The sequence below is a fragment of the Gardnerella sp. DNF00476 genome, assembly GCF_049262735.1.
Lineage (GTDB): Bacteria > Actinomycetota > Actinomycetes > Actinomycetales > Bifidobacteriaceae > Bifidobacterium > Bifidobacterium vaginale.
In genome coordinates this window covers 1-24,871 of record NZ_CP058401.1, presented here as the reverse complement: position 1 = coordinate 24,871, position 24,871 = coordinate 1, and the positions used below count along the sequence as shown (strand labels likewise).

Sequence of the window (24,871 nt, the reverse complement as noted above, 5' to 3'; positions counted from 1 at the left end):
AAACGCAAGATATCTATAAGCTTAAGAAAAGCTGGTGTATTCTAGTGTCTTCATCAAGCTCTGGGTGAAAAGCTGTTCCGATTTGATTTCCTTGGCGAGCTGCAACAACGTTGCCATCTACTGTTGCAAGAGTTTCGGCATTAGGACCGACTTGCACAATATAAGGCGCGCGAATAAACGTCATCGGCACTTTGCCAAGATTTCCAAACTCAGATTCGTAGTGGAAGCTTCCAAGCTGGCGGCCGTAAGCGTTGCGCTTAACTGTAACGTCTAGTGTGCCAAATCCGCTAACTTCGTTACCTTCCACGTTTTTTGCAAGCAAAATCAAGCCTGCACAAGTGCCAAGAACTGGCATTCCGTTTGCAATCTTCTCGCGCAAAGGTTCGAGCATATTTTGCTCTTTGAGAAGCTTCGATTGCACAGTGCTTTCGCCGCCCGGTAAAACAAGGCGGTCAAAAGACTGCTCCAAGTCGCGCGCTTGACGAAGCTCAATAACGTGTGCGCCTAATTTTTCAAGCATTAAGCGATGTTCAAGAAAAGCACCTTGAACAGCTAAAACTGCTACAGTATGCGAGCAATTATTTGTATTGATAGGTGAGTTTGCCAAAATAATTCGCCTCAATTACTCGCCGCGATTTGCCATTAAAAGCTTGATTTCCTGCTCGTTAATACCAACCATCGCTTCGCCCAAATTCTCGGAAAGCTTAGCAATCATTTTAGCGTCTTTGTAATTAGTCACAGCCTTAACTATTGCAGCAGCGCGCTTTGCTGGATCTCCAGACTTAAAGATGCCAGAGCCAACAAAAACGCCTTCTGCACCAAGCTGCATCATTAAAGCAGCGTCTGCAGGGGTTGCAACACCGCCAGCTGCAAAGTTTACAACAGGAAGTTTGCCGTTTTGTGCAACGTACTTTACAAGATCGAAAGGCACGCGCAAAGTCTTAGCTTCCTCAAAAAGCTCATCTTCGCGCATGCTTGTAAGCTTGCGTATTGCGGAATTCATCATGCGCATGTGGCGCACAGCTTGAATAACATCTCCAGTTCCAGGCTCGCCCTTTGTGCGAATCATGGAAGCACCCTCGTTAATCCTGCGCAAAGCTTCTCCCAAATCTTTTGCACCGCAAACAAATGGAACTGCAAAATCGCGCTTGTTAATGTGGTAAACGTCGTCTGCTGGGCTAAGCACTTCGCTTTCGTCAATGTAATCGATCTCAATAGCCTCAAGCACCTGCGCTTCAACAAAGTGACCAATACGGCATTTTGCCATAACAGGAATAGACACAGCCTCTTGGATTCCGTGAATCATAGCTGGGTCGCTCATTCTAGAAACTCCGCCAGCCGCGCGAATATCGGCAGGAATACGCTCCAACGCCATTACAGCGCAAGCTCCAGAATCTTCAGCAATTCGTGCCTGCTCTGGAGTAGTAACGTCCATAATCACGCCGCCCTTAAGCATTTGTGCAAGCTGGCGATTTAGAGCAGTGCGGTCTTGGCTGCCGTTATTTTGCGGATCCGAGGATTCGTTTACTGTTACCGTAGTATTCAAGTTCTCTGCCATTATTCCTCGCTTTTTACTAAACATATTAAACGCATTTTTATGTTGTACATTGTTATACTACACATTTTCATGCATCTATTAAACGTATGTATTTTGTTAATATGCAAGCTAGCGTGATTCTAATCTTTTTAGGATTTTGCGCACGTTTGCAAGTTTACGTCTGTTGGCATTTAATCACATTCGTAGGATATATGGTAATAAAATAGGCTTAAAATATCTGAAAAATCATGCAAATATGCAATGTGTTGTTTAGACTCACCGCATCTTCGTTTGACTTGTGAATCGGATACGATTGTGTTTGCCGTTGACTTTATGGTTGCGAAAGTTGCAGCTAGATAAAGCGACGAGCTGTAAAACAGAATAAATATAAATTAAATATAAATAATGTATCTAATTACAATCCAGAAAGGTTTGTTGAATGGATAACAAAGAACCCAAAGATGGCGCGTACAATAACGACGCGACCGATAAATTCTATGGGCAAGAAAACGCAGAGCAATCGCAATTTAGTTCTAGTACAGATGCTTCGCTTAATGCTGCGTCTAAAAGGGGATATAAAGCTAATAAGCGTGGTTTAGGAAAATTCTGGCTTGTTTCTGTAGCAATCGTAGTAATTGCAGTGGTTAGCGCTATTATTGCAACATTTACAGGTCCACAAAAAAATCCTGCAAGTCAAACATCTTCTACACAAGTATCAAATAAAACTGTGTCAATCGGATTAAAACTTGCTCCTACAAATCTCGATATTCGCAATCAATCTGGCTCTTCCTTGGAACAGCTATTGATTGGAAACGTGTATGAAGGTCTTGTAGCTAGAAATACTAAAAATCAGGTTGTTCCATCCCTTGCAAAGAGTTGGGAAATAAGCAAAGATGGCTTAAAGTACACGTTCCACATGCGTAAGGGAGTCGTGTTTTCTAACAAGCACAGGCTTACTGCTAAAGATGCTGAGTGGTCTTTTAACGAGCTTGTTGCAAAGAAATATCGCGGATCAAACATGGTTGGAAAAGTTGAATCCGCTAAAGCTAAAGATGATTACACGTTTGAAATCAAGCTTAAAGAGCCAAACGCAAAGCTTTTGTGGGCGTTGTGCTCTAGAGCTGGCTTAGTCTTCGATAAGCTTGCGAATTATGATGCTAAAACTCAAGCTGTTGGATCTGGCCCGTATTTGGTAGAAAAGTTTGTGCCGAATGACCGTGTTGTGTTAAAGGCAAATCCGTGCTACAAGGGTATTAATAAGCCTAGAACATCAAAAGTTGTTGTTCGCTATTTTGTGGATGATGTTGCTGCTGTAGATGCGCTTTCTTCTGGAGCTGTTCAAGCTTTGGCGCCTATTTCAGGTCAGCTTGCTAAGACTTTTAAAGCGGATACAAAGCGCTATGTTGTTAAAGCTGGAAACAGTACCGATAAATTTGTGCTTGCTATGAACATGAATGGTGAGCGGACTAAAGATAAGCGCGTGCGCCAAGCGATTCGATATGCTATTGACCATAAGCAGATTATTGCTTCACGCGGCGGTACGGATGCTTTGCTTGGCGGACCGATTCCTTCTCTTGACCCAGGTTATGAGGATTTGACTAATATTTACACTCATGATGTTAAGCGCGCTAAGTCATTGATGAAGGAGGCTGGTTTCAGCGAATCAAATCCTTTGCATCTTTCGCTTACATACCCGAATATTTATGGAACGCAACTTGGTGACCAGTTGAGGTCTCAGCTAAAGAAGATTGGCATTGATCTGAAGGTAAACATTGTAGAATTTACTACTTGGCTTCACGACGTTTATAACAATAAAAACTACGATTTGTCTATGGTAGATCACAATGAAAGCCATGATTTTGGCCAGTGGGCAGATCCTAAATATTACTATGGCTACAACAATAAGCAGGTTCAGGATTTGTATGCTAAGGCAATGCTTTGCGCGAATACTAAGGAGTCTAATAAGCTTCTTGCTAAGGCTGCGAGAATTGTTAGCAAGGATGCTCCTGCAGATTGGTTGCTTAATTATAAGGTTGTTACAGCTAAGGTAAAGAATCTTGAAGGCATGCCTTTTGATATTAATCAAGTTCTTTTGCCGCTATACAACTTGCGACTTAAGTGATTTGTTCTAATTTTCCCGATTTTGTACGTAAAATAGGCAAAATCACGTACAAAAAGCGGAAATTCTCGGGAACATTAAACTAAGTAAGGGGTTTGTATGAAGCGCATGATTCTTCGACGCATCACGTTGTTTTTTGTAGCGCTGCTATTTATTTCTGCAATCGTATTTCTTGCTCTTAGGGTTTTACCTGGAGACGTTGCTCAAGTTATGGCTGGCTTAAACGCGCCAGATGGAAAAGTTGAGCAATTAAGACGCGATTTAGGATTAAACAAGCCCCTTTTCGTTCAATATTTAGAGTGGATTTTTGGCGTTTTTAGAGGCGACTTTGGTGTTTCAATGCTCACTGGTCGCTCCGTTGCATCCACTATTGCTATGCGTGCTAGTATAACTTTTCCACTTATTTTCCTTGGACTTTTAATTGCGCTCGCAATTGGTATTCCTCTTGGATGTTTGCAAGTTTTGCATTCTGGCAAGGCTTCGCAAGTAGTCGCAAGGTTTTGTGCTATTACAGCAGGATCTGTTCCAGCTCTTTGGGGTGGAATGATTTTAATCATGATTTTTGGCAAGGGCATTGGTTTGGTGGAGCTTTTCCCTACTCAAGGTTTTCCAACAGATGGTTGGCGTGATTTTGGTAGTGCGTTTTTGTCTTTGATTCTTCCAGCGCTAACAGTTGGCATTATTGTTGGATCTGGTTTTATGCGTTACACTGCAGCATCGTTAGAACAGATTTCTAATAGCGATATTGCTTTGCAAGCTATGGCTTGTGGAATGACTAAAAAGCAAATGATTTGGCGCGTTGGCTTGCGATTAGCGTTGCCGCAGCTTGTGTCTGTAATCGGCTTGACTTTTGCGCACATGATTATGGGCGTAATGGTTATTGAAAATCTGTTTTCGCTTCCTGGAATGGGTATGGGTCTTGTGCGCGATGTTGGTTTGCGAGATCTTATATCTGTTCAAGGCAATCTTTTTATGCTTTCTGCATTGTTCTTGCTTGTTGGGTTTGCGATTGACGTGTTGCATCGTTTGTTGGATTCAAGACTTAGCCAAGATTCAAGTGGGGAGTGATTCAAGCAATGATTAAGTTTTTAAGCCGCATTTGGCGCGGAATTATTGGAAAATTTGTTTGCATTATTTTGTGCTTGTGGATTTTTGTAGCTGCGCTTTCTTTTGTGTGGACGCCTTATTCTCTTCTGGAAACAAACGGATACCAGGTATGGCAAAAGCCTTCGCTAAAGCATTGGCTTGGCACAGATGGCACGGGTACAGATATGCTTAGTTGGCTTATGGCTGGTTCTAGAGTAGAGATTTTGCTTGTTATTTCAACAATTGTGATTGCAAGCGTTGTTGGGTTTGTGATTTTAAGCTTTACGATTTGCCGCGTTCAAAAAATTCGTTCCGTAATCATTATGGCAGTAGACGCTTTAATTTCCATTCCAACGGTTTTGATTGCGCTTATGCTTGCTGTGCCTCTTGGAGCGTCCGTTCTTGTAATCATGCTTGCATGCGGATTCGGCTACGGCTTAAATCTTGCGCGTATTTTACGTCCAAGTGCTGTTCTTGTTCTTAAGTCTGACTATGTTGATTGCGCGATTTCTAATGGCGCTAGCAGAAGTTACGTTTTGCTAAAGCATGTTCTTCCTAATATTTTGCCAATTGCTTCCGTTCAGCTTTCGCTTTCTGCAGGAACTGTTATTTTAGCGGAAAGCGGACTGACTTATCTAGGTGTTGGTGTTCCTTCGGGAGTGCCGAGTTGGGGTCGTGTTCTTTCTACTTCGGTTACTTTGATTCACGTTTATCCGCTTGCGGCTCTATGGCCTGGTCTTGTTGTTACTTTAACAGTTTTGGCTCTTAATCTTTTTGGCGATGTTTTAAGAAGTGTTACAAATCCAGCAAATAGGGAGTCTAAGAATGAGTCTTGATGTAAAAGGATTATCTCTTAGCATTGGATCTTCGCGCATTTTAAGTGATGTTTCACTTAACGTTAAAGATGGTGAGCGCGTTGGGCTAGTTGGATCTTCTGGCTCTGGTAAGTCAATGCTTTTAAGAGCTGCGATTGGCTTAGTTCCGTCTAATTGCAAAATCACTGGTTCTTGCCATGTTGGCAATGCCCAAACTGTTGGCGCTAACGATTCTGCGCTTGCGCGCATTCGTGGCAAGTATGTTGGCGTCGTTTTTCAGCAAGCGGATCGTGCTCTTAACCCTATTATGAGTGTTAGCGAGCAAATCGCGTTACCTCTTAGGCTTCATTACAATTTAGACGAAGACGATATTCAAAATCGCGTTAAAGTTATGCTTGAAAAAGTTGGTTTAGGCGCGAATATTTTGAATAAGCGTACTTTTGAGCTTTCGGGCGGGCAAATGCAGCGAGTTGGTATTGCTACAGCTCTTATAACTTGCCCTAAGTTGATTCTTGCGGATGAGCCAACTACTGCTCTTGATTCTGTTACGCAAAAAGATGTTGTAAATATGCTCACTTCTTTAGTTGATGATATGGGCGCTTCAATGCTTTTTGTTACTCACGATTTTTCGGTTCTTTCTCGCGCTGCTACTCGTTGCTATGTTTTGGATTCTGGGCGATTAGTCGATAGCGCGCGCGTTGGTGAATTGCTAGAAAATCCTAAGGTTCGCTCTACTAAACAGCTTGTTCTTGCTGCGCGAGCTTTAAGTCTTAGTAAAAATGATTTAAGTTTAGATAATAATGATCTAAGCCTTGACTGTAAAAGTGATTTAAATAAGAATAATTCTTCTAAAGATGATTGCATTTTTAAAGCTAAAAACATTCACGTTGTTTTAGGAAGTTCAAAGACTCGGGTTGAAGCATTAAAAGGCGTTGACTTTAATCTTAGAGTTGGCGAATCGTTAGCGCTAATTGGCGGATCTGGAAGTGGTAAAACAACTTTGATTCGCTCTTTACTTGGATTGCAAGAAATAAGCGAAGGAAGAATAGAGTATTGCGGCAAAGTTGTTGAAACTGTTAAAAACGCTAAAAAATTAAGTTTAAAAGATTCTGCTTACGTAAATATGAGAAGACAATGTTCGCTTGTATTTCAGCATCCTTTTGCAGCTTTAGACCCGCGTTGGACAGTTAGAAAAAGTGTTTCTGAGCCGCTTGAAATATGGCGTAAAAACATGAGTTCTGATTCAAATACTGTTGATTCAAATACTGTTGATTCACATGTTATTGATTCTAAAGTAGATGATGTTTTGAATTTAGTTGGATTAAATCCTAATGTTTTTAGCAAAAGATACCCTTGCGAGCTTTCGGGTGGGCAAGCTCAATGCGTTGCGATTGCGCGCGCGCTAATCAATAATCCTAGAGTTTTGGTTGCAGATGAGCCAATGAGCGCAATCGATGTTGCTGAGCGCACAAGAATTTTAGATGCTTTTAATGTGATTCGTGCAAATCGCCCTAATATGGCGTGCGTATTCGTTAGCCACGATCTTGGTATGATTCAGCATTTGGCGTCTAGTGTTGTTGTTCTAAAAGATGGCGTTGTTGTTGAATCTGGGAATGTAAGTCAAATTTTAACTAATCCAAAACATAGCTACACGCGTGAACTTATTGATGCTGCTACTTTGTAAGTCTGTATCTGTAAGTCTTGCAAGTTTGTAAGTAATAAGCTTTGTAAGTCAATAAAAAATATTTTTTAAATTCGCGTTTATGTGTGTTTGGCAAGAATAGCGTCTAATATTGTTAGTAATCGTTATTTACGCATATTTACGCATACATTTTGCGCGTGTATTACAAGTTAGGAAAGATAAAATGAGCGAAAATCAAAACAATAAGCCAACTCCTCGTCCAGAAAGCTTTGAGCTTGATCACACTAAAGTTAAAGCTCCATATGTTCGCTATATTGACACTCAAAAAGGCCCGAATGGAGATGTTATTTCTAACTACGATATTCGCTTAACTCAGCCTAACCAAGAGGCTATTCCTACGGGCGCTTTGCATACGATTGAGCATACGATTGCTGTTCTTTTGCGTCAGCGCATTGAAGGTTACATTGATTGCTCTCCATTTGGTTGCCGCACAGGATTCCACCTTTTAACTTGGGGCACTCATAGCACGGAAGATGTTGCGCGCGCGTTGAAGGAATCGCTTGAATTTATTGCGTACAAAGCTACTTGGGAAGATGTTCCAGCTACAACTATTGAGTCTTGCGGAAACTACCGCGATCATAGTTTGTTTGGAGCGCGTCAATGGTGCAAAGATATTTTAGACAAGGGCATTAGCTCCGATCCTTTTGAGCGTAAGATTGTGTGACTTGTTGCGTTCGCTTGTGTAATACTGTAAAATCGCCATATTCTAAGCATAGGGGGGTGTATGTGTGAAATAAGATTGAGGAAAGCAACTCTTAGCGATCTAAAAGATATTGAAAATATTTATGAGAGAGCAAGAGTATTTATGGCAAATAATGGCAATCCTCATCAATGGGGAGATCGTTTTCCTCTAACATCTAGTGTTATAGAAGATATTCGTTTGAACCGTTTTAATCTTCTTGTAGACACGGACCCAGACTTTGGCAATGAGCGCATTTTGGCGCAATTTGCACTGTGCGAAGGGATTGATGAAGTCTACGCAAAGATTGACGGAGCGTGGCTAGATGACGTTTTGCCATACGTTACAATCCATCGACTTGCATCTTCGGGAGTCAAGCCAAAAATGGCAAGAGAGTGTTTAAAATGGGCTAAGCTCAACTACTCTAATGTTAGAATCGACACTCATCCCGACAACTTGATTATGCAAAAAGTTATTTTGCGAGAAGGCTTTAGCAAGTGTGGTCTTGTTGTGATTCCAGATCGCGCGCATAGTGCAACTAGAATCGCGTATCAATGGTTGCGCTCGCATAATCATGTAATACGGTATTAGCGGTATTTGCTGTATTTGCAGTATTAAAATGTAAGTCAAAATTAGTTGCAGATATAGTAGACGAAAAATAAATATAAAAGTAAAAATTAAACATAAAGCTAAAAACTAAAAGTAAAGGCGTGAGATATGTGTAAAAATTCGAGTATACAAGCGATTTTGCAAGAAAACTATGCTCGCGCCTTAAGTACATACCCGGGGCAGGTAATCGTTGATTTAAAAGCGCTCAGGGATAATATGCGAACGCTGGTTGAGCGTGTTTCTAAAGATTTGCAGCCTGGGCAAAAGTCGCCAGCAGTTATGGGAGTTGTTAAAGCAGACGCTTATGGTCACGGGCTTATTCCTAGTGCGCTTGCAGCTCTAGCAGGAGGAGCAACTTGGCTTGGCACAGCTCAGCCTTATGAGGCTTTGCGACTTCGCGCGTGTGGAATTGATTCAAGCAGATGCCGTATTCTTACGTGGCTCACCAGCGCTCCAACGTCTCTTTTTGCTGATTTAATAAACGCGGATATTGATATTTCTGTTGGCTCGCTTGATTCAATTGATGCTGTTGCGCTCGCTGCTAAATCGGTTTGCACTACCGCGCGCGTACACGTTAAAGTAGATACAGGATTTGGCAGAAACGGTTTTACGCCTGCAGGCTTTAGTGATGCTTTAGAAAAACTTAGTGAATATTCTAGCCAGGGATTAATCGAAGTTATTGGGCAATGGAGTCACTTGGCTGTTGCTGATTGCCCAGACGTTCCAGAGTTTGTGGCGTCTACAGATAGGCAAATTGAGCAATTCCACGATTTTACTCGCAGAATGCGCGAAGCTGGGTTGGAGCCTAAAATCCGACATTTAGCTAATACGGCTGCAACTCTTAATAGACCAGAGATACGATTTGAGCTTGTTCGCCCAGGAATTGGATTGTACGGATACGAGCCAGACCCTGTTATGGGAGTGCCTCAAACTTACGACTTGCGTCCAGCTATGACTTTACAAGCGCAATTAGGAACAGTTAAATCTGTAGAAGCAGGTCACGGCATTTCGTACGGCCGCACGTATTTAACGCCAGACAATACAAGCACAGCAATCGTTCCACTTGGCTATGCGGATGGCATTTTGCGCGCCGCTAGCGGATACGATATGCAAGGATCTCGGCATGTTGATAAGCCTGGAGGACCAGTGCGCGTAGAAACTAATAACGGTGCTAGGATTTTGCATGTTTCGGGGCGCGTTTGCATGGATCAATTTATCGTTGACTTAAAAGGCAGTGCTAAAGAGCTTGGGGTTAAAGAAGGAGATACAGTCAGGCTTTTTGGGCCAGGCAGAGGTATTGAATATGCGGAGCCGACGGCAGACGATTGGGCGGAAGCTGCAGGAACAATAAGCTACGAGATTATGACTGGGATTGGTCCTAGAGTTCCTCGATTGTATAAGAATGCTTACGAAGTTTTGCCTAAAAAAGACATAAAAATGTTGGACGAAAAAAGCTTAATCTAAATATTTTGCGATTTGCGGCTTGCGATTAGTTGAAGAGGTTTTTAATGTGTAACGATGTGATTGCTTCCGATAACGAAGTTGTTGGCGAATACAGCTTGCACGATACTGAGAGATGGGCTAGCGAGCCTCATCACACGCGCGCTCGCACACCGTTTGAGCGAGACAGAGCCAGAATAATCCACTCTTCAGCGCTTAGAAGACTCGGCGCTAAAAGTCAAGTGCTTGTAGCAGGCTCCGACGATTTTGCTCGCACGCGTTTAACGCACACGTTGGAAGTTGCGCAAATTGGTCGCCAGATTGCTTCGATGCTTGGCGCGGATCCAGACGTTGTAGATTGCGCTTGCTTAGCTCACGACTTAGGTCATCCTCCTTTTGGTCATAATGGCGAGCGCGCGCTTGCTCAAATCGCAAGCAATATTGGTGGTTTTGAAGGAAATGCTCAAACTCTTAGACTTTTAACGCGTTTAGAGCCTAAAGTTTTTAGAGAAAATGGAGCTAGCGCAGGCGTAAATCTTACGCGTGCAAGCTTGGATGCTGCTGTTAAATATCCTTGGGGTTTTGATGAAGCAAAAGCGCACGATAAAGGCGAGCGTGACCTAAAATTCTGCGTTTACCCAGACGATAGAGAAGTTTTTGATTGGCTAAAAAGTGGCTCTCCACGCGAATCGAAGCCTATGGAGTGCCAAATTATGGATCTTTCCGACGATATTGCATACAGTGTTCACGATATTGAAGATGCGATTGTGACTGGCGCTTTTAACACGGAGCTTGTTTGGGATTCAAGCGTTGCGGATCAAATTGTTCAAGAAGCTCATAATTGGTACGGTAGCCAGTGGGATGCGGATAGTCTTTTGTCAGCTTTTAAGCGTTTGCGTTCTCTTAACATGTTCCCTGATTCTTATGACGGCTCTAGAAGGTCGCTCGCTTATCTAAAGAATATTACGAGTGCTTTAATCGGCAGGTTTGCAAGCTCTGTTGAGCGAGCAACTCGAGAAAAATACGGCAACGGCGCTTTAATTCGCTACCGCGCAAACGTTGTGATTCCGCCAGAAACATCTTACGAGATAATCGTTCTTAAAAGCTTGGCTGTACATTTTATAATCCAACCTAGAGAGCGCGAGTTTTATAGGCGTGAGCAAAAGATTCTAACGGATTTGGTTGAAGTTTTTATGAGCAAGTCTCCGCGAGCGCACGATGCTATGGAATCTGTGTTTATAAGCGATTGGAATGCTTGCTCTAGCGATGACGAGCGTTTAAGAGTTGCGATTGATCAAGTTGCAAGTCTTACAGATGGATCTGCTACAGCTCTTCATGCCGCTTTGTGTTAAATCAACTCTTTCTAGTATAGAGTGTCTATAGCCTCCGGCTTGCGATAAGCTAGAGACTATGGCTGGAATGATTGTAAAAGAAGACGTTGAGCGTGTGCGCGCTGCTGCAGATTTGTACGATATTGTGTCTGCAACTGTTACGCTTAAGCCTTCTGGAACGGGTACTTTTGTAGGGCTTTGCCCGTTTCACGATGAAAAAACGCCTAGTTTTAGCGTTCGTCCAAGCTTAGGTGTCTGGCATTGCTTTGGTTGCGGTGCTGGTGGAGATGTTTTTAAGTATGTTGAGCAAAAAGAAAACATTGATTTTCGCGAGGCAGTAGAACTGTTGGCAGATCGATACCATGTTGAAGTTCATTATGACCAATCGCAAGCTGGTAAAGATAGTGCTCACGCAGGTTCAAAGCGTGCTCGTCTTATAGAAGCAAATGAGGAAGCTCAGCGTTTTTTCGTGTCCCAAATCAACTCTAAAGAAGCAGCTCCAGCTCGTAGTTTGCTTGCTGGACGTAATTTTACTCAAGCGCAATGTGAACGTTTTGGTTGCGGATATGCGCCGAATAGTTGGGATACTCTAGTTAGATATTTGTCTAATAAAGGCTTTACTCGTCAAGAATTATTGGATGCAGGTTTAGCGCGCCAAGGTCAGCGCGGAATTTACGATTATTTTCGCGGCAGATTAACGTGGCCTATTCGCGATTCTACAGGCAGAACTTTGGGTTTTGGTGCTAGAAAGCTTTACGACGACGATTCTATTAGCGCAAAATACATTAACACTCCAGACACTGTGTTGTATAGAAAAACGCAAGTTCTTTATGGAATTGACATTGCTAAGTCGAATATTGTTAAAAAGCGTCAAGTTGTGATTGTGGAAGGCTACACGGATGTTATGGCTTGCCATTTAGCTGGTGTAGATACTGCTGTTGCAACTTGTGGAACGGCTTTTGGCGCGGAGCATGCGAAGATTATTCGCCGTCTTATTGCAGACGATTCTTTGGGAGCGATTCAGCTTGTGGGGCCTGTAAAAGTAGAAGGTCAAAAAGTTAGTTCGCGTATTGTTTTTACTTTTGATGGAGATGCTGCAGGTCAGAAAGCTGCGTTACATGCTTTTGGCTTAGATTCGGCGTTTTTGACACAGACTTTTGTTGCTGTTGCAGATAACAACTTAGACCCTTGTGATTTGCGTATTCAAAGGGGAGATGAGGCTGTTCGTTCTTTGATTGCGCGCGCTAATCCTCTTTACGATTTTGTAATCGACACTGTTATTCGTAAGTTTGACACGTCTTTTGCAACAGGGCAGATGGGTGCTGTTAAGGCGGTTGCTCCTCTTGTTGCGCAAATTCGAGATAGGTCTTTGTTGGACTTGTACACTAGGAAAGCTGTTAGAAATATTGGTGTTGATTTAGACGTTATGCGTAGGGAAGTGGAGTCTGCTAGAAGGCGATTGCACGTTGCAGACGATGACGCTTATTCTAAAAGTTATTCTTTTAGCGTTTCTTCGGATTCTCGCGTATTTGATCAGCGTTCTCAAAGCATGAATGAAGCTGCTATAAAAACAGCTATGCTTAGAAGCGCGTACAAAAATCAAAGTTACTATAAGGTTGACGATTCCGTGTTTATGTGTGAGCAGCAATTTATGGCTGTTCTTATGCAATCTCCTTTAGCGTTTAACAGTCAGCTTTTTGCGCAGCTTACTTTGAATAATTTTATTACGCCAGTTTTTAGAACGCTTTTTCAGGCTTTTGTTGCAGCTGGGGGATTGCCTACTTCAAATGTAAGTCAAGGATTATGGCTTCATATTATAACTAAAGCTGCTGGCCCTATGTTAGAAGGTGTTATTAACGAGCTTTCTGTAATGCCTCTTCCATTGTCTTTAAGCAAGGGCTTAAGTAGCGCTTCTTCGCTTAACTCGTCGGCTGCTTACGACTATAGTGGCGAAAGCGTTAAAGGCGGACCATCTGATCTTTTGCGCGTTCCTAGTGAAGAAGAGCAAAAGTACGCAAACGAGCTGCTTATTAAACTTCTAGACGTTGGTTTTATGCGAAAAATTGGAGCTTTTAAAGTTCGTATGAGTAAGCTTCCTGATGGTCAAGAAAAGCTCACTCTTTTAGGTCAAATCACTAAAATGGAAAGCGCTCGAAAAGACCTTCAGTCGCAAATTCTATAATGTGTATCAATATTGTATTTACGTCCTAATGCTGTTTACTTTACTTTTTAACGTTTCTCATTTTTATATTTTTATACGTATTTGTGGAATATTTGGAGTGTATGTGATGAAATAATCCACACTGCAGATTTAACTGCAATGTGGATTATTAAATTAATAAATTAACAATATTTTATTATTAATCAAGTTGCTCTCTGTATATAGCACTTGCTATAGAACACGTCGGATCTATAAATGGAATCAGAGTGGATTGGAAAGCATGATAAGCGTCTGATTTTCCTGGCCATACAGTATTTAAAACATTGTTTTTATCATCGAGTTGATGGAACCACGAACCGTTAGCGTGATCAATGACTGAGTGGTCTAGATATTTGCAGAATTCTTTATACCAAGTAGCATATTGCTTATTTTTAGTGATTCTGTAAAGCGTTGATGATGTATTAATGGCTTCTGCTAGTGTCCAATGCATACGGTCGTGGACTATAGGCTTTCCATTCCAGTCTGTTGTGTATACGATACCTGGTTGTCCGTCAACATTCCATCCATCTTTTAATGCTTGGTTAAACAAATTTTCTGCAGCGTTTAATGCTTCTCTTCGCTGTTTGCAATCTTCCTTATAGTAACTGTATGCCCATTGGAGTATTAATCTTGACCATTCGATTCCATGACCTGGTGTTGCACCGTATGGTTTAAATTGGTCATCTTTTTTGTCTTTATTATATTCTAAGTCTGCTTGCCATTGATCGTTGAAATGTTCTGGTATTCGCCAATTGTTGTTAGATGCCCAATTGATTACGTGGCTGATTATGCGCTTTGCGCGTTCTCTATATTTTTCATCTCCTGTGCTATCAGCTACTGCAAGAAATGCTTCTGTTGTATGCATGTTTGCATTAAGCCCGCGATAAGAATCAAGCTTATTGAAGCTTGTATCCCATGTGTCTACTGTTAAACCTATTTCATTATTCCAGAAGTATTTATCGAATACTTTTAATGCATCTTCTAATAGTTGTTTTGCTCGTTCATGTCCTGCTAGTAGTGCGCTTGATGCGGCTAGTATGACGAATGCGTGAGTGTAACAAATTTTGTCTTTTTCAGGTTCTTTGTTCCAACTTACTTGTTGATACCATCCTCCGTGTTCGTTGTCGTGTAAAGGACCTAATAGTCCGTCGAGTCCTCGTTCAACAAGTTGATTCGCTTTTTTGTATCCTAACATTTCTCCTATTGAGTAAACATGAGTCATTCGTGCTGTAATCCATGTTTGTACTCCGCGTGTTTTATCTAGTGTTCCGTCTGTGTTGAGCCATCCTGACCCTCCTATTGGTGCTGGGAAGTTTTTTGCGAAATCAAGTAATTGTTTTGTTTGTTCTGCCATGAATATTCTGTTGGCTTGTGTGTCAAACGTATATTTAGTTGTTTCAAAATCTTGCATTATTGTCCTTTCGTAGATTGTAATTTTAAAATTGAATCAACAGAGTCATGTGTTATGTTAGGGATGAATAATTGCCTATCTTCATTTATGCTGTTTATATACTGTCTACAGATAATTATTCCAATTAGAAAATATCATCTTTAATATTTTCTGAAGTTTCTAACAGCTCATCACTATATATGGACAATTACTCTTTGCTGATTAAATATTATAACTTTGGTTAGCAAAATTCAGGTTTATTTCCCAAAATTCATAACAGTTATGAATTTTTATTAATTACTGTCTTTTGTCATAAACTTTTACTGATTTAATATCGTATACTTGTCTTGTCTTTATATGTTAGATATGCGATTTATGCGTATGTGATTTGCGTGTACGTGATTTACGTATAAATGTTTAATTGTGTAAGAAAGAAGTGTAGAAACTATGTTTTTATTACCTGAGCAGCAATTAAATCGCTGTACAAGAGTTATGCAACAACGCTTATACCCGCATATAAATACTGTTTTATTGCATTGTAAAATTCGAGCGTATGAGATTGCTGGAGAACCTATTTCTTCTAACGAATTCTTTTCTAAGTTAAAAAGAAACGATATTGTGTTTCATTCATTCAATGTTCCAAGCGTTTGGGGAACAACTTGGGGAACAACGTGGTTTGAGATATCAGGGTCGATTGATCTTTCAAAGGTAAAGGGGTGCAAAGTTGAGCTAAATGTTGATTTAGGTTGGATTAGTAATCTTTTCCCTGGTTTTCAAGCTGAAGGATTAGTGTATAACGTTGACGGAAGAGTTATAAAAGCTGTAAACCCTTGTAATCATTGGGTTCCGTTGATTGATGAGCATAATAATCGTTCGATTAGTATTGATGAAAATGGTAATTTTACTTTATATTTGGAAGCTGCAGACAATCCATTTGTTGAAGGACCTACTGCGTTTTCTCCTACTGATTTAGGTGAGCGTGCTACTGGAAAAACCGAATGCCAATATATGTTGAAGTATGTTGACGTTACTGTTTTTAATCGTAATATTTTTGATTATTATATGGATCTTGAGACTGTAAGTTCTTTGATGCGAGAATTGAATGACGATAATCCGCGATACTGGAAACTAGCTAAAGCTTTACAGCGCTCCTTAAATGCCTATGATGAACATGATTCTTCTACTGTTCAAAATGCTCGTAATATGTTGTCTAATGTATTAAGTCAGCCCGCGGCGGCAAGTTCTCTAAGGCATATTGCTGTTGGACATGCTCATATTGACTCTGCTTGGCAATGGCCTGTGCGCGAGACGCACAGGAAAGTCGCACGCACAATATCTAACGTTTTAGCTCTTATGGATGAGGATCCTGATTGTACTTATGCTATGAGTTCTGCTCAACAATACGAGTGGCTAGAAAACGAGCATCCCGATTTATTTGAGCGTATGAAAAATAGGATTAAAGAAGGACGTTTTATACCTGTTGGTGGTATGTGGGTTGAGTCCGATGTAATTATGCCATGTGGTGAATCTTTAATTCGACAAATGACTTTTGGTAAGCGCTATTTTAAGGAGCATTTTGGTGTTGATCCGCATGGCATTTGGCTCCCAGACAGTTTTGGCTATACTGGCGCATTGCCTCAACTTGCTCGCCGCGCTGGATTTGATTGGTTTTTAACTCAAAAGATTTCTTGGAATGATACCACTAAATTCCCACATCATTCATTCCTTTGGGAAGGAATAGACGGTTCTAGGATTTTAGCTCATTTTCCTCCATCTAATACTTATGCTTCATCTGTGAGCATGCATGAGTTAGTTTATTCTCAACGCAATTTTTTGGATAAAGATTTATCTGATCACGCAATATTGTTATACGGTTTTGGCGATGGCGGTGGAGGGCCTACTCGCGAAATGACTGCTCGTATTAGGCGTGATCGTAATTTAGAGGGTGCTCCTAGAGTTGATTTCGGCACTCCTGATGAGTTATTTGAAAAAATACGAAAAGATATTGTTGACGATTCAAATTGCAATACGCCAGTGTTTAAGGGTGAGCTTTATCTAGAGTTGCATAGAAAAACTCTTACTTCTCAGCAAGATATGAAGCGTTATTGCCGCATGGAGGAATCATTGTTGCGTGTGGCTGAATATCTTGTTGTTTTAGCTCGAGTGTATGCGCCAGAATATCGTTTCAATAACGATGAGCTTACTAGAATTTGGAAGACTTTATTATTGAACCAGTTCCACGATATTCTTCCTGGTTCTGCTATTGCATGGGTTCATAGGCAAGCTAGAGAAGAATATGCTAGAGATATTTCTTGTTTACGTAAAATTATTTCAGATATTGCCAATGCGATTGTAAAAGCTAACAGCACGGTTAACGCGGTTAATGCGCGTGAAAATGTAAAGTTGTTGACTTATACAGGTAAAAATGAGGTCGCTTGGAATTTATATCAATGTAGTGAAAGCTGTAAAAATAATACAACAACTGTAAAACACAAAAATGATGGTGGAGTAATTCTTAATAATGGTGTTTTAAGTGTGACTATTGAACGCGATGGCACAGTATCTTCTGTTGAAGATATTAAATTTAATCGTGAGCTAATCCCATCTGGTTATCGCATGGCGCAATATGAGATATTAAAAGATGAGCCGTATCAGTGGGATGCATGGGATATTGAGCGAGATGCATTTATGAGGAATCGTAAGATTGATGATTCTTCAATTGTTGACGTTAAAGAGCTTTTATCGGGCGGTGTATCTGTTGAAATCTTGGCATGTAAAAAGGATGTTAAGATTAAAACAAGTATAATTTTAGAGCCATGTGTTAAACGACTTGATTTCCATGCGCAAGTTGATTGGAATGCTAAAGAGCAATTTCTAAAAGTAGATATGCCAACATCCGTATGTTCAGATAAGGCCCAGTATGAGTGCCAATATGGTTTAGTTGAAAGGCCAATAGTAAAAAATACTCGTAGTGATGATGCAAAGTTTGAATCATGCACACATAGGTTTGTTCGTATAGAAGATTCCTCGTATGCTGTTGCTGTTGCAAATTCGTCTACTTATGGCGCTGATACTGCTCCTATTGGCGATTATTCTTCATCTTATGGAACTATGCTCAGATTATCTTTGCTTTCTGCGCCTCTTTACCCCGATCCTAACACCGATCAAGGTAAGCATGAATTTACTTGGTCATTTATTGCTGATGCAAATATGGATTCAGTTCTAAGTACAGCTGATTTTTTGAATTCGCCAATTATTGATATGCTACCAGAAGTCGATCCATTGTTTACGATTCGCAGAAACTCAGGTCTAATTGCATTAGATTGGGTTAAGCTGGCTGACGATTGTTCTGGAGATATAATCTTACGTATTCACGAGCCGTCTGGTGGATATGCAAATGGGCAAATAAAACTCAATAAAATCTTGCGTTATTCCTCAATTGAAGAGGTAGATCTTATGGAAATGCCAGTGCTGCATGGTATGCCTATAGCTTTGCACAATAATAATGACGCGTTAAATGTAGAATTACGTCCTTTCCAACTATGTTCATTGCGTATTCGCATTGCATCTTAATGTTGATATTTTGTTTATATTTTGATGCTTTTGATTGCATATACCTTAATGATTATTGCGATTCGCAATATATTTAGCTAAAGCACGTATAGGATTATCTTTATGCATATAGTTAATTCCGAGCGCATTCATTATATGTACTATGATTGGTTGGTCAATATGCGCGCGTTTTATTATTTCTACATTCTGGAATGCAGATTCGATGCTCCCTTTGTATAACACATTTCCGTTATCAAGTATGAGAGCATTTTGACAATTTTCGTATGCGAATTCCATGTCATGGGTGATAAATAATACTGTTACATTTATCGTATGTAAATAATTAAGTATTTTTACAAGTCGCATTTTTTGTGGTTTATCCAACCCACCAGTCACTTCATCCATAATAATAATATGTGGTTCTCTTAGTAGTGCAGATGCAATGTTAATAAATTTTCTTTCAGCGAATGACAAATTAAATGGGTTTGTATTTTCTTTATCGTTTAAACCAGTAAGATTCAGAACGCGACTGTAAAGATCATTGTTTATATTCTTTATCCCATATGTAATTTCTTTATGTACAGTGCTGTTAAAAATTTGATCATTTGGGTTTTGAAAAATATAACCAACGAGTGATGTAATATCGTGTTGCTTTAATGTCTTATATTGTTTTCCTTCAATAGTTATGTCTCCAGAAGTTGGCTGTAATAAATTGTCTATTATTTTGGCGAGAGTGCTTTTACCTGCTCCATTGCTACCTATTATTGCGCATAATTCACCACTTTCGAATTCTATGTTTACGTGGTTTAGTATTCTGCAGGATTTTTCTTGTTTATCATTATTTTTATTTTTTATTTTTTCATTTGAAGGATATTGAAAACTTACATCGTTCAATTTAATTGCGATGCTCATCGCATTTCTCCTTTAATAAAACTATTAATTCGCCTATATCTGTTATGCCAGGGGTTATTTGGATATCAAACTTACGTAACTTTTTCACAATTTTGACAACTTCTGGAATATCAATACAGTCAGAAGGGAAAGTTTCATCATAAAAAACATCATATTTATTTCCATAATGAGTGATAAAACCATTTTGAAGAACAATGATATTATCTGCATATTCCGCTAACAAATTTGTATCTTGTTCACTAATTATTACGGTATGTCCCTCGTCTTTGTATTTTTGTAGAAAATTATAAATATTTTTAGTTTCTTCTGGATCAAGTTGTGAAGTAGGTTCGTCAAGAATTAGTATTTCTGGATTATTAACTATAACGCACGCGATTGCAACGCGTTGAACCTGCCCTCCGGATAGGGTTAGTGGGTTTTGAAGCGCAAGTTGTTCTATGTTAAGTAATTGCATAACTTGTGTAACCAGACTCTCTATTTGTTGAATAGGGATACTGCGATTTTCTAAGCTGAATGCAATTTCTTCAAATACAGTTTTTTTGATATGACTCAACTGCGAAAAAGGATCGCTAAATACAAAGCCTACGCTGTCACATTCATTAGATTTTAATAAATCAATCGTGTTGTTTAATAGTATTTTTCCAGAATATTTTCCTTTATAGAAATGAGGAATATATCCCTTAAGAGATAAGCATAGACTTGATTTACCTGAAGTATTAGCGCCAATTACTCCATATATTTTCCCTGATTCTATCTGTATTGTTATGTTGCTTAAAGCTGGTTTTGAAGTAAGTGGATAAGTGTATGAAAAATTGCAAATATTATATGATATAACCATAAATTACTCTTCCTAGAATAAGAAAAACTAGTGTAATTGTTCCTATTGTTAATACCAATTTTTCGTGACCATTATGATTAACCTGTTTAATATATGTCTTTTTTTCTGAACTAAAAAAATTTCGCGAATCAAGCATCATTATGCGTTGCTCGATGTTTATTAATGAAGTAATAAATGCTGGAAGCAAAATCGAAGTAAATGTGCCAATTCTACGTATTAAATTTCCATTAAAGTTTATTCCACGACTTTTTTGCGAGGTTATGATTGCTTTAATTTGCACTTGTAAATAATCAATAGTTTGGAAAGTAGAAAGTATTATGAAACATGTTTTATTGCTCATCCCAAGTTTGTTTAAAGATATTGTAATATCTTCTATATCAGTTATTTGGAAAAAACATATGACTATAGTTGATATATTTAAGGTATTCATTCCGAGCGTTATAGAATTAGACAATGCTGTATCTGTAATCTGCAAAAAATTAAGACTTAATATTGTATTTCCTTGTCTACAGAAAGCGACTTGAAATATCGCAACAAATAATGAGAACATGGCTATACTTGATACGAGCTTATATCCATTCTTTTTTATTCCACATAGAATCATCAGAACAAGTAGAGCAACAAAATAGGGGAACAATAAAAGTCGCAAATTGTATAATGTGAATGAAAAAGTATTTAATATAATATCTACTAATATTAAATATATGGTCAATATAAATTTTGTTGTCGGGTATAGCGTCGCAAGTATCTTGGTATTTTTTACTTGATTAATAGTATCGATATAATGCATGTACATAATTACTTTTATCTCTGTATTTATATAGTAAACTCGATTTAATTTTTACTATTCAGAATCTGAATTTTTTAAATAAAGTAAACCTAATGGGAAAAGAAGCAGTAATTTATTGGGCAAGCATTTTATAACGCTTAAGCATATAATGATTGTTAATACTCTATCAACCCATGTAAAGAATCCTTCAGTAGAGAATACAGAAATCCAGATATTCATTCCAGATGCAGTTATTAAAGCCGCTATAATAGATGATCCTCCGCCAGTGAACCCGCTAAATACTAGGACTACAATCGGTGCTGAAATAATAATGGATATTGTTGCCATGATTATTGAAGAAATAAAAATTTTCATATAATTTGAAAACATTTTATGTTTTGCTAGAATACCAGCGCATAAGGCTAGAGCAATATTGACCACTATGAATGGAAGCATGGTTGGCATAGTGATTGATGAAATTATTGAAGATAGCATTCCAGTTGTTATTCCTACAAGTGGCCCAAAAATCATGCATGCAAATAAAGTACCTATAGTATCAAGGAAAATAGGTAGTTTTAGCATACCTGCTATAGTTCCAGAAATATAATTAACAGCAACACATAATGGTATTGTGACAACTGCAACAGTAGTAAATTCTTCCTTGAATGATTTAATTATCTGTTTCATGCAATCACTTCCTATTTGATTACTACAAATATTATCTTTTTGACTATTTAATTATCAAATGACATTTGTCATTTGATAATTAAATAGTCATAGAAGAGTATCTTTTATGTAGCAAAGCAAAATGTTGGTCCGTTATAACCAATTTTCCTCTTATGCTTGTTATAAGATTCTCTTTTTTCATGGATTCTAGATACCTGTATAAAGTTCGTAAATTAATATTTAGTATTTTTGCTAAATCTTCGCGAGTATATGGGCATATATACGGTCTATCTTTGTTTGCTTGAGTATATAAATAATATCCAATAATGTCAATTGATTCAAGTAGTCTTTTCGTTGCTGCTTCTTGCATTGTTCTTCCCGCTGTTTTTGCGAATATTGATAATACGCAATAGCAAATTTTGCCATTTTCTTGAACAATTTCGCGAAATAGCGAAGATGGAATTCTAAATACCAAACTTTTTTCTTCTGCCATAACGAAAGCAGTATAATGCGGTTCATTGGTAACGAGTTCAAAAAGTCCCAGTATTTCTATTGGTTCAATATTTGAAATAACTCCATCGTTACGATTTAAACTTCCTCGAACTGTAGCTTTACCATCTAAAAAGATATATACATATTTTGCTGCACTATTCATATTTATGAGAACATCATTAGTGTGATATGTTCGTATGAATTGGTGAGGAATGAGTTGTTTTGCTTTCTCTATTTTTACAATCGTACTCATGCTATCCGTTGCATCTAGTATAAATGCAAGCGCCGTTGCTATACATTTGTTGTTCATGATTTACTTTTACTCCTTAAGAACAAAATTAGTCATGACAAGTGTCATTTTAAGCATTATAAAATCATGATATTTTTTAGGCAAGCCTCTAATGGTTTATAAATGTTAATTAAAAGAACTAGGAAAGTGTGAAATCATGAAGCGTAATGATGCGCTAAAAGCTTTTCTTTCATTTGCTATGTATTTCTTGGCAGGTTCGACATGTGTAATGATTGGCAGTACGTTGCCACAGTTAGTACAAACCTATGGACAGAAGATTGAACTTGTCGGTTTACTTGGATCAGCATATGCTCTTGGTAGAATTCTCACCGTTAACATAACAGGTGTTCTTGTAGAGAAAATTGGATCAGTAAAAGTTTTAGGAATTGGTACTTTTATTACTGGCATATTTATGTTTGGTATTCCTACAATTCCTAGTTTTGTTTCTGGTTTAATACTTGCGTTTGCGGGAGGCATTGCATTTGGCACGCAGGATGCTGCATGCCCAACATTGTTAAGTAGCATATTCAAAAAGAATTATGAAAGTTCATTGACTTTTGGACAAGGACTATTTGGTGTAGGAACTACAGTTTCACCATTTGTATTAGGTCTGTTCTTGAGTGGTAAATTATCTTATGCATGGTCATATTATGTGTTAGGTATTCTTTCATTTATTATCTGTGCGGTGTCTTTTATAGTCAAAGATACGTCTGAGATTAAAGATACAGAGAAAGAGGAAGAACATATCAGGCCACTATATGCTAAGAGTAAGATTCTTGCCTATGCTGGAATTGTTATTTCAGTTGCCGCATTCAGCGGAGTATCGACTGCTATAGGTATGTATACAACAAGTTTTGCAATAACAAAAGGAATAAGCGAATCAAATGCTGCATTTATGTTTACACTATTTAACTTAGGTTGTGTCCTTGGAGGTTTCCTTTTCACTTGGATTCTGAGATATGTAAAAGGTACCTTAGTGCTACTCATGAATTGTATCGGTTCCTTTATTGCTATTCTTGCCGCAATGCTTGTTAACACTGCCTTGAGTTACTATATTGGGCTTTTCGTTGCTGGTCTTTTCTTAGGCGTTTTATTTAGTGTTATTGTTGCAATTGCCTCTAGAATTATGTATAAGCGCGTGAGTATAGCATGCTCTATCGTTGCTACAGCAAGTGGCGTAGCTGATATGCTAACTCCTATCGTTGTTGGTGCTGTTATTTCGCAATTTGGAGTAGGGTTCTCATATACATTTGGGCTTATAATGCTGGCAATATGTATTGCTTCGGCTGCACTGCTAAAGATAGTTACATTTGAAGATACAGTTTCTATTAATTGATAGGGTGTTGAGAGTTTATGGAAAATAAAGAAATTTATTCTAAAAAGAAAATAATAATAGATACAGATTGTGGTTCGGATGATGCTATGGCAATTGCCATGGCTTTAAATGATCCTAGATATAAGATATTAATGTTTTCCACTGTATCAGGAAACGTATGCATGGAACAAGCGACTATTAATACGCTTACTACTATCGAGCATGCTGGTTCATATGAACCACCTGTATATAAAGGAAGTAGCAGCATGCTGTTGCGCGATTTGGTTTATGCTCATGAAACCCATGGCAGAGATGGAATGGGTGATATTGGTCTAGTGCCTCATCGCTTAAAAGAAAGTAATGGTAATGCTGTTTTGAAAATGATTGAAACTTTGAGAAACAGTGAGGATGGTGAAATAGACATTATTGCATTAGGGCCATTAACTAACATTGCTCTAGCTATTAAGGTTGATTATGAAGCGATGAAAAAAGTTGGTCGCATAGTAGTTATGGGATCTGCTGGTCTAGGTCGTGGAAATGTTTCTCCTGTAGCAGAATTCAATATTTGGCAAGATGCAGAAGCTGCAAAGATATTAGTTGATTCTGGTCTTAAAAATATTATGTTTGTTGGATGGGATGCATGCTTGGGAGAATGTATGCTGAATCCACAAGAAATTGCTAATATTCGCGAAAGTGGAGAACTTGGTAAGTTTGCCATTGATTGCAATAGGGAATTAATGGAAATGAATATTAGCCGTTTTGGGGATGCTTATCTCGATATGGCTGATCCATCTGCTGTTGCCGCTGCGCTATATCCTGAATGTATAAGCGAATGCACAAAATATTATTGCCAAGTTGATGCAACTCCTGGACCAAGTTATGGTTCAGTTCTTGTTGACGCTAATTTCTTCTCTGGGAAGACTCCGAATGCTGAAATATGTAGTAAGCTTAATCCAGAAAAATATAAAAATTACATTTATCGTACTTTACATGTTGTAGATTAGCAAAATTTGTCTTTACCGACATGCTTTTCTATCTTGCAATAACATTTAAATACGACCGGGTTTGTTTATTGTTATTCATAAACTTTCTCGGTCGTATTTATATTTAATGCGTATATGTCCAGTAAA

General features: G+C 38.8%; 20 protein-coding genes. 12 read left to right on the top strand and 8 right to left on the bottom strand.

The window, feature by feature from the left end; translation table 11 throughout:
* Positions 1-13: 13 nt before the first annotated feature.
* The gene (gene pdxT / locus HXT25_RS00100) at positions 14-607 is read right to left on the bottom strand and encodes a pyridoxal 5'-phosphate synthase glutaminase subunit PdxT (RefSeq protein ID WP_075038864.1); all 594 of its coding nucleotides are present in this window, start codon (positions 605-607) and stop codon (positions 14-16) included.
* Between the two features lie 15 nt (positions 608-622).
* Positions 623-1,558: a pyridoxal 5'-phosphate synthase lyase subunit PdxS gene (gene pdxS, locus HXT25_RS00095; protein ID WP_004113518.1), complete on the bottom strand. Its 936-nt coding sequence runs from the start codon at positions 1,556-1,558 to the stop codon at positions 623-625.
* A gap of 418 nt (positions 1,559-1,976) precedes the next feature.
* Between pdxS and HXT25_RS00090 the strand changes: the two genes are divergently transcribed.
* The 9 genes from HXT25_RS00090 (at position 1,977) to dnaG (ending at position 13,500) form a co-directional block, all read left to right on the top strand.
* Positions 1,977-3,659 carry an ABC transporter substrate-binding protein gene (locus HXT25_RS00090; protein WP_101887956.1) on the top strand — a complete coding sequence of 561 codons (1,683 nt, stop codon included), beginning with the start codon at positions 1,977-1,979 and terminating at the stop codon, positions 3,657-3,659.
* A 96-nt stretch (positions 3,660-3,755) separates the two neighbouring features.
* Positions 3,756-4,724 (top strand): ABC transporter permease, encoded by a 969-nt coding sequence (locus tag HXT25_RS00085; RefSeq protein WP_004138287.1) that lies wholly within the window; start codon positions 3,756-3,758, stop codon positions 4,722-4,724.
* Positions 4,725-4,732: 8 nt separating this feature from the next.
* Complete coding sequence (locus HXT25_RS00080; RefSeq protein ID WP_422118541.1) at positions 4,733-5,578, top strand: ABC transporter permease; 846 nt, start codon at positions 4,733-4,735, stop codon at positions 5,576-5,578.
* Positions 5,568-7,241 carry an ABC transporter ATP-binding protein gene (locus HXT25_RS00075; RefSeq protein WP_101887958.1) on the top strand — a complete coding sequence of 558 codons (1,674 nt, stop codon included), beginning with the start codon at positions 5,568-5,570 and terminating at the stop codon, positions 7,239-7,241. The genes HXT25_RS00080 and HXT25_RS00075 overlap by 11 nt, the downstream gene beginning before the upstream one ends.
* A 181-nt stretch (positions 7,242-7,422) precedes the next feature.
* On the top strand, positions 7,423-7,923 hold the full coding sequence (locus tag HXT25_RS00070; RefSeq protein ID WP_101887959.1) for an S-ribosylhomocysteine lyase: 501 nt from the start codon (positions 7,423-7,425) through the stop codon (positions 7,921-7,923).
* A 60-nt stretch (positions 7,924-7,983) separates the two neighbouring features.
* Positions 7,984-8,529: an N-acetyltransferase gene (locus HXT25_RS00065; RefSeq protein WP_415681088.1), complete on the top strand. Its 546-nt coding sequence runs from the start codon at positions 7,984-7,986 to the stop codon at positions 8,527-8,529.
* Positions 8,530-8,655: 126 nt separating this feature from the next.
* Positions 8,656-10,011 (top strand): alanine racemase, encoded by a 1,356-nt coding sequence (alr, locus tag HXT25_RS00060; protein ID WP_415681089.1) that lies wholly within the window; start codon positions 8,656-8,658, stop codon positions 10,009-10,011.
* 44 nt (positions 10,012-10,055) lie between these two features.
* Complete coding sequence (locus HXT25_RS00055) at positions 10,056-11,339, top strand: deoxyguanosinetriphosphate triphosphohydrolase (protein WP_422118540.1); 1,284 nt, start codon at positions 10,056-10,058, stop codon at positions 11,337-11,339.
* Positions 11,340-11,397: 58 nt separating this feature from the next.
* Positions 11,398-13,500, top strand: a complete 2,103-nt coding sequence (gene dnaG / locus HXT25_RS00050) for a DNA primase (RefSeq protein WP_422118539.1) — start codon at positions 11,398-11,400, stop codon at positions 13,498-13,500.
* A 178-nt stretch (positions 13,501-13,678) separates the two neighbouring features.
* Here the strand turns inward: dnaG and HXT25_RS00045 are convergent, their stop codons facing one another.
* Positions 13,679-14,929, bottom strand: coding sequence for an AGE family epimerase/isomerase (locus HXT25_RS00045; protein ID WP_415699003.1), 1,251 nt, complete (start codon positions 14,927-14,929; stop codon positions 13,679-13,681).
* A gap of 426 nt (positions 14,930-15,355) precedes the next feature.
* Here HXT25_RS00045 and HXT25_RS00040 point away from each other — a divergent pair, with 426 nt between their 5' ends.
* Positions 15,356-18,481 carry an alpha-mannosidase gene (locus HXT25_RS00040; RefSeq protein ID WP_415699002.1) on the top strand — a complete coding sequence of 1,042 codons (3,126 nt, stop codon included), beginning with the start codon at positions 15,356-15,358 and terminating at the stop codon, positions 18,479-18,481.
* A gap of 45 nt (positions 18,482-18,526) precedes the next feature.
* Here the strand turns inward: HXT25_RS00040 and HXT25_RS00035 are convergent, their stop codons facing one another.
* The 5 genes from HXT25_RS00035 to HXT25_RS00015 all read right to left on the bottom strand — a co-directional run bounded on the left by HXT25_RS00035 (position 18,527) and on the right by HXT25_RS00015 (position 22,447).
* Entirely contained in the window at positions 18,527-19,372 is an 846-nt protein-coding gene (locus HXT25_RS00035; RefSeq protein WP_009993757.1) for an energy-coupling factor ABC transporter ATP-binding protein, read from the bottom strand.
* A complete protein-coding gene (locus HXT25_RS00030) occupies positions 19,356-20,210 on the bottom strand; it encodes an energy-coupling factor ABC transporter ATP-binding protein (RefSeq protein WP_415699000.1) in 855 nt (284 codons plus the stop codon). The genes HXT25_RS00035 and HXT25_RS00030 overlap by 17 nt, the downstream gene beginning before the upstream one ends.
* Complete coding sequence (locus tag HXT25_RS00025; RefSeq protein ID WP_032833893.1) at positions 20,194-21,000, bottom strand: energy-coupling factor transporter transmembrane component T; 807 nt, start codon at positions 20,998-21,000, stop codon at positions 20,194-20,196. The genes HXT25_RS00030 and HXT25_RS00025 overlap by 17 nt, the downstream gene beginning before the upstream one ends.
* Positions 21,001-21,054: 54 nt before the next feature.
* Entirely contained in the window at positions 21,055-21,666 is a 612-nt protein-coding gene (locus HXT25_RS00020; RefSeq protein WP_013399619.1) for an ECF transporter S component, read from the bottom strand.
* Between the two features lie 79 nt (positions 21,667-21,745).
* On the bottom strand, positions 21,746-22,447 hold the full coding sequence (locus HXT25_RS00015) for a Crp/Fnr family transcriptional regulator (RefSeq protein ID WP_004113553.1): 702 nt from the start codon (positions 22,445-22,447) through the stop codon (positions 21,746-21,748).
* Between the two features lie 136 nt (positions 22,448-22,583).
* On the opposite strand from HXT25_RS00015, the gene HXT25_RS00010 reads away from it, so the two are divergent.
* Complete coding sequence (locus tag HXT25_RS00010) at positions 22,584-23,762, top strand: MFS transporter (protein ID WP_004113554.1); 1,179 nt, start codon at positions 22,584-22,586, stop codon at positions 23,760-23,762.
* A 17-nt stretch (positions 23,763-23,779) separates the two neighbouring features.
* Entirely contained in the window at positions 23,780-24,745 is a 966-nt protein-coding gene (locus tag HXT25_RS00005) for a nucleoside hydrolase (protein WP_415681787.1), read from the top strand.
* Positions 24,746-24,871 lie beyond the last annotated feature (126 nt).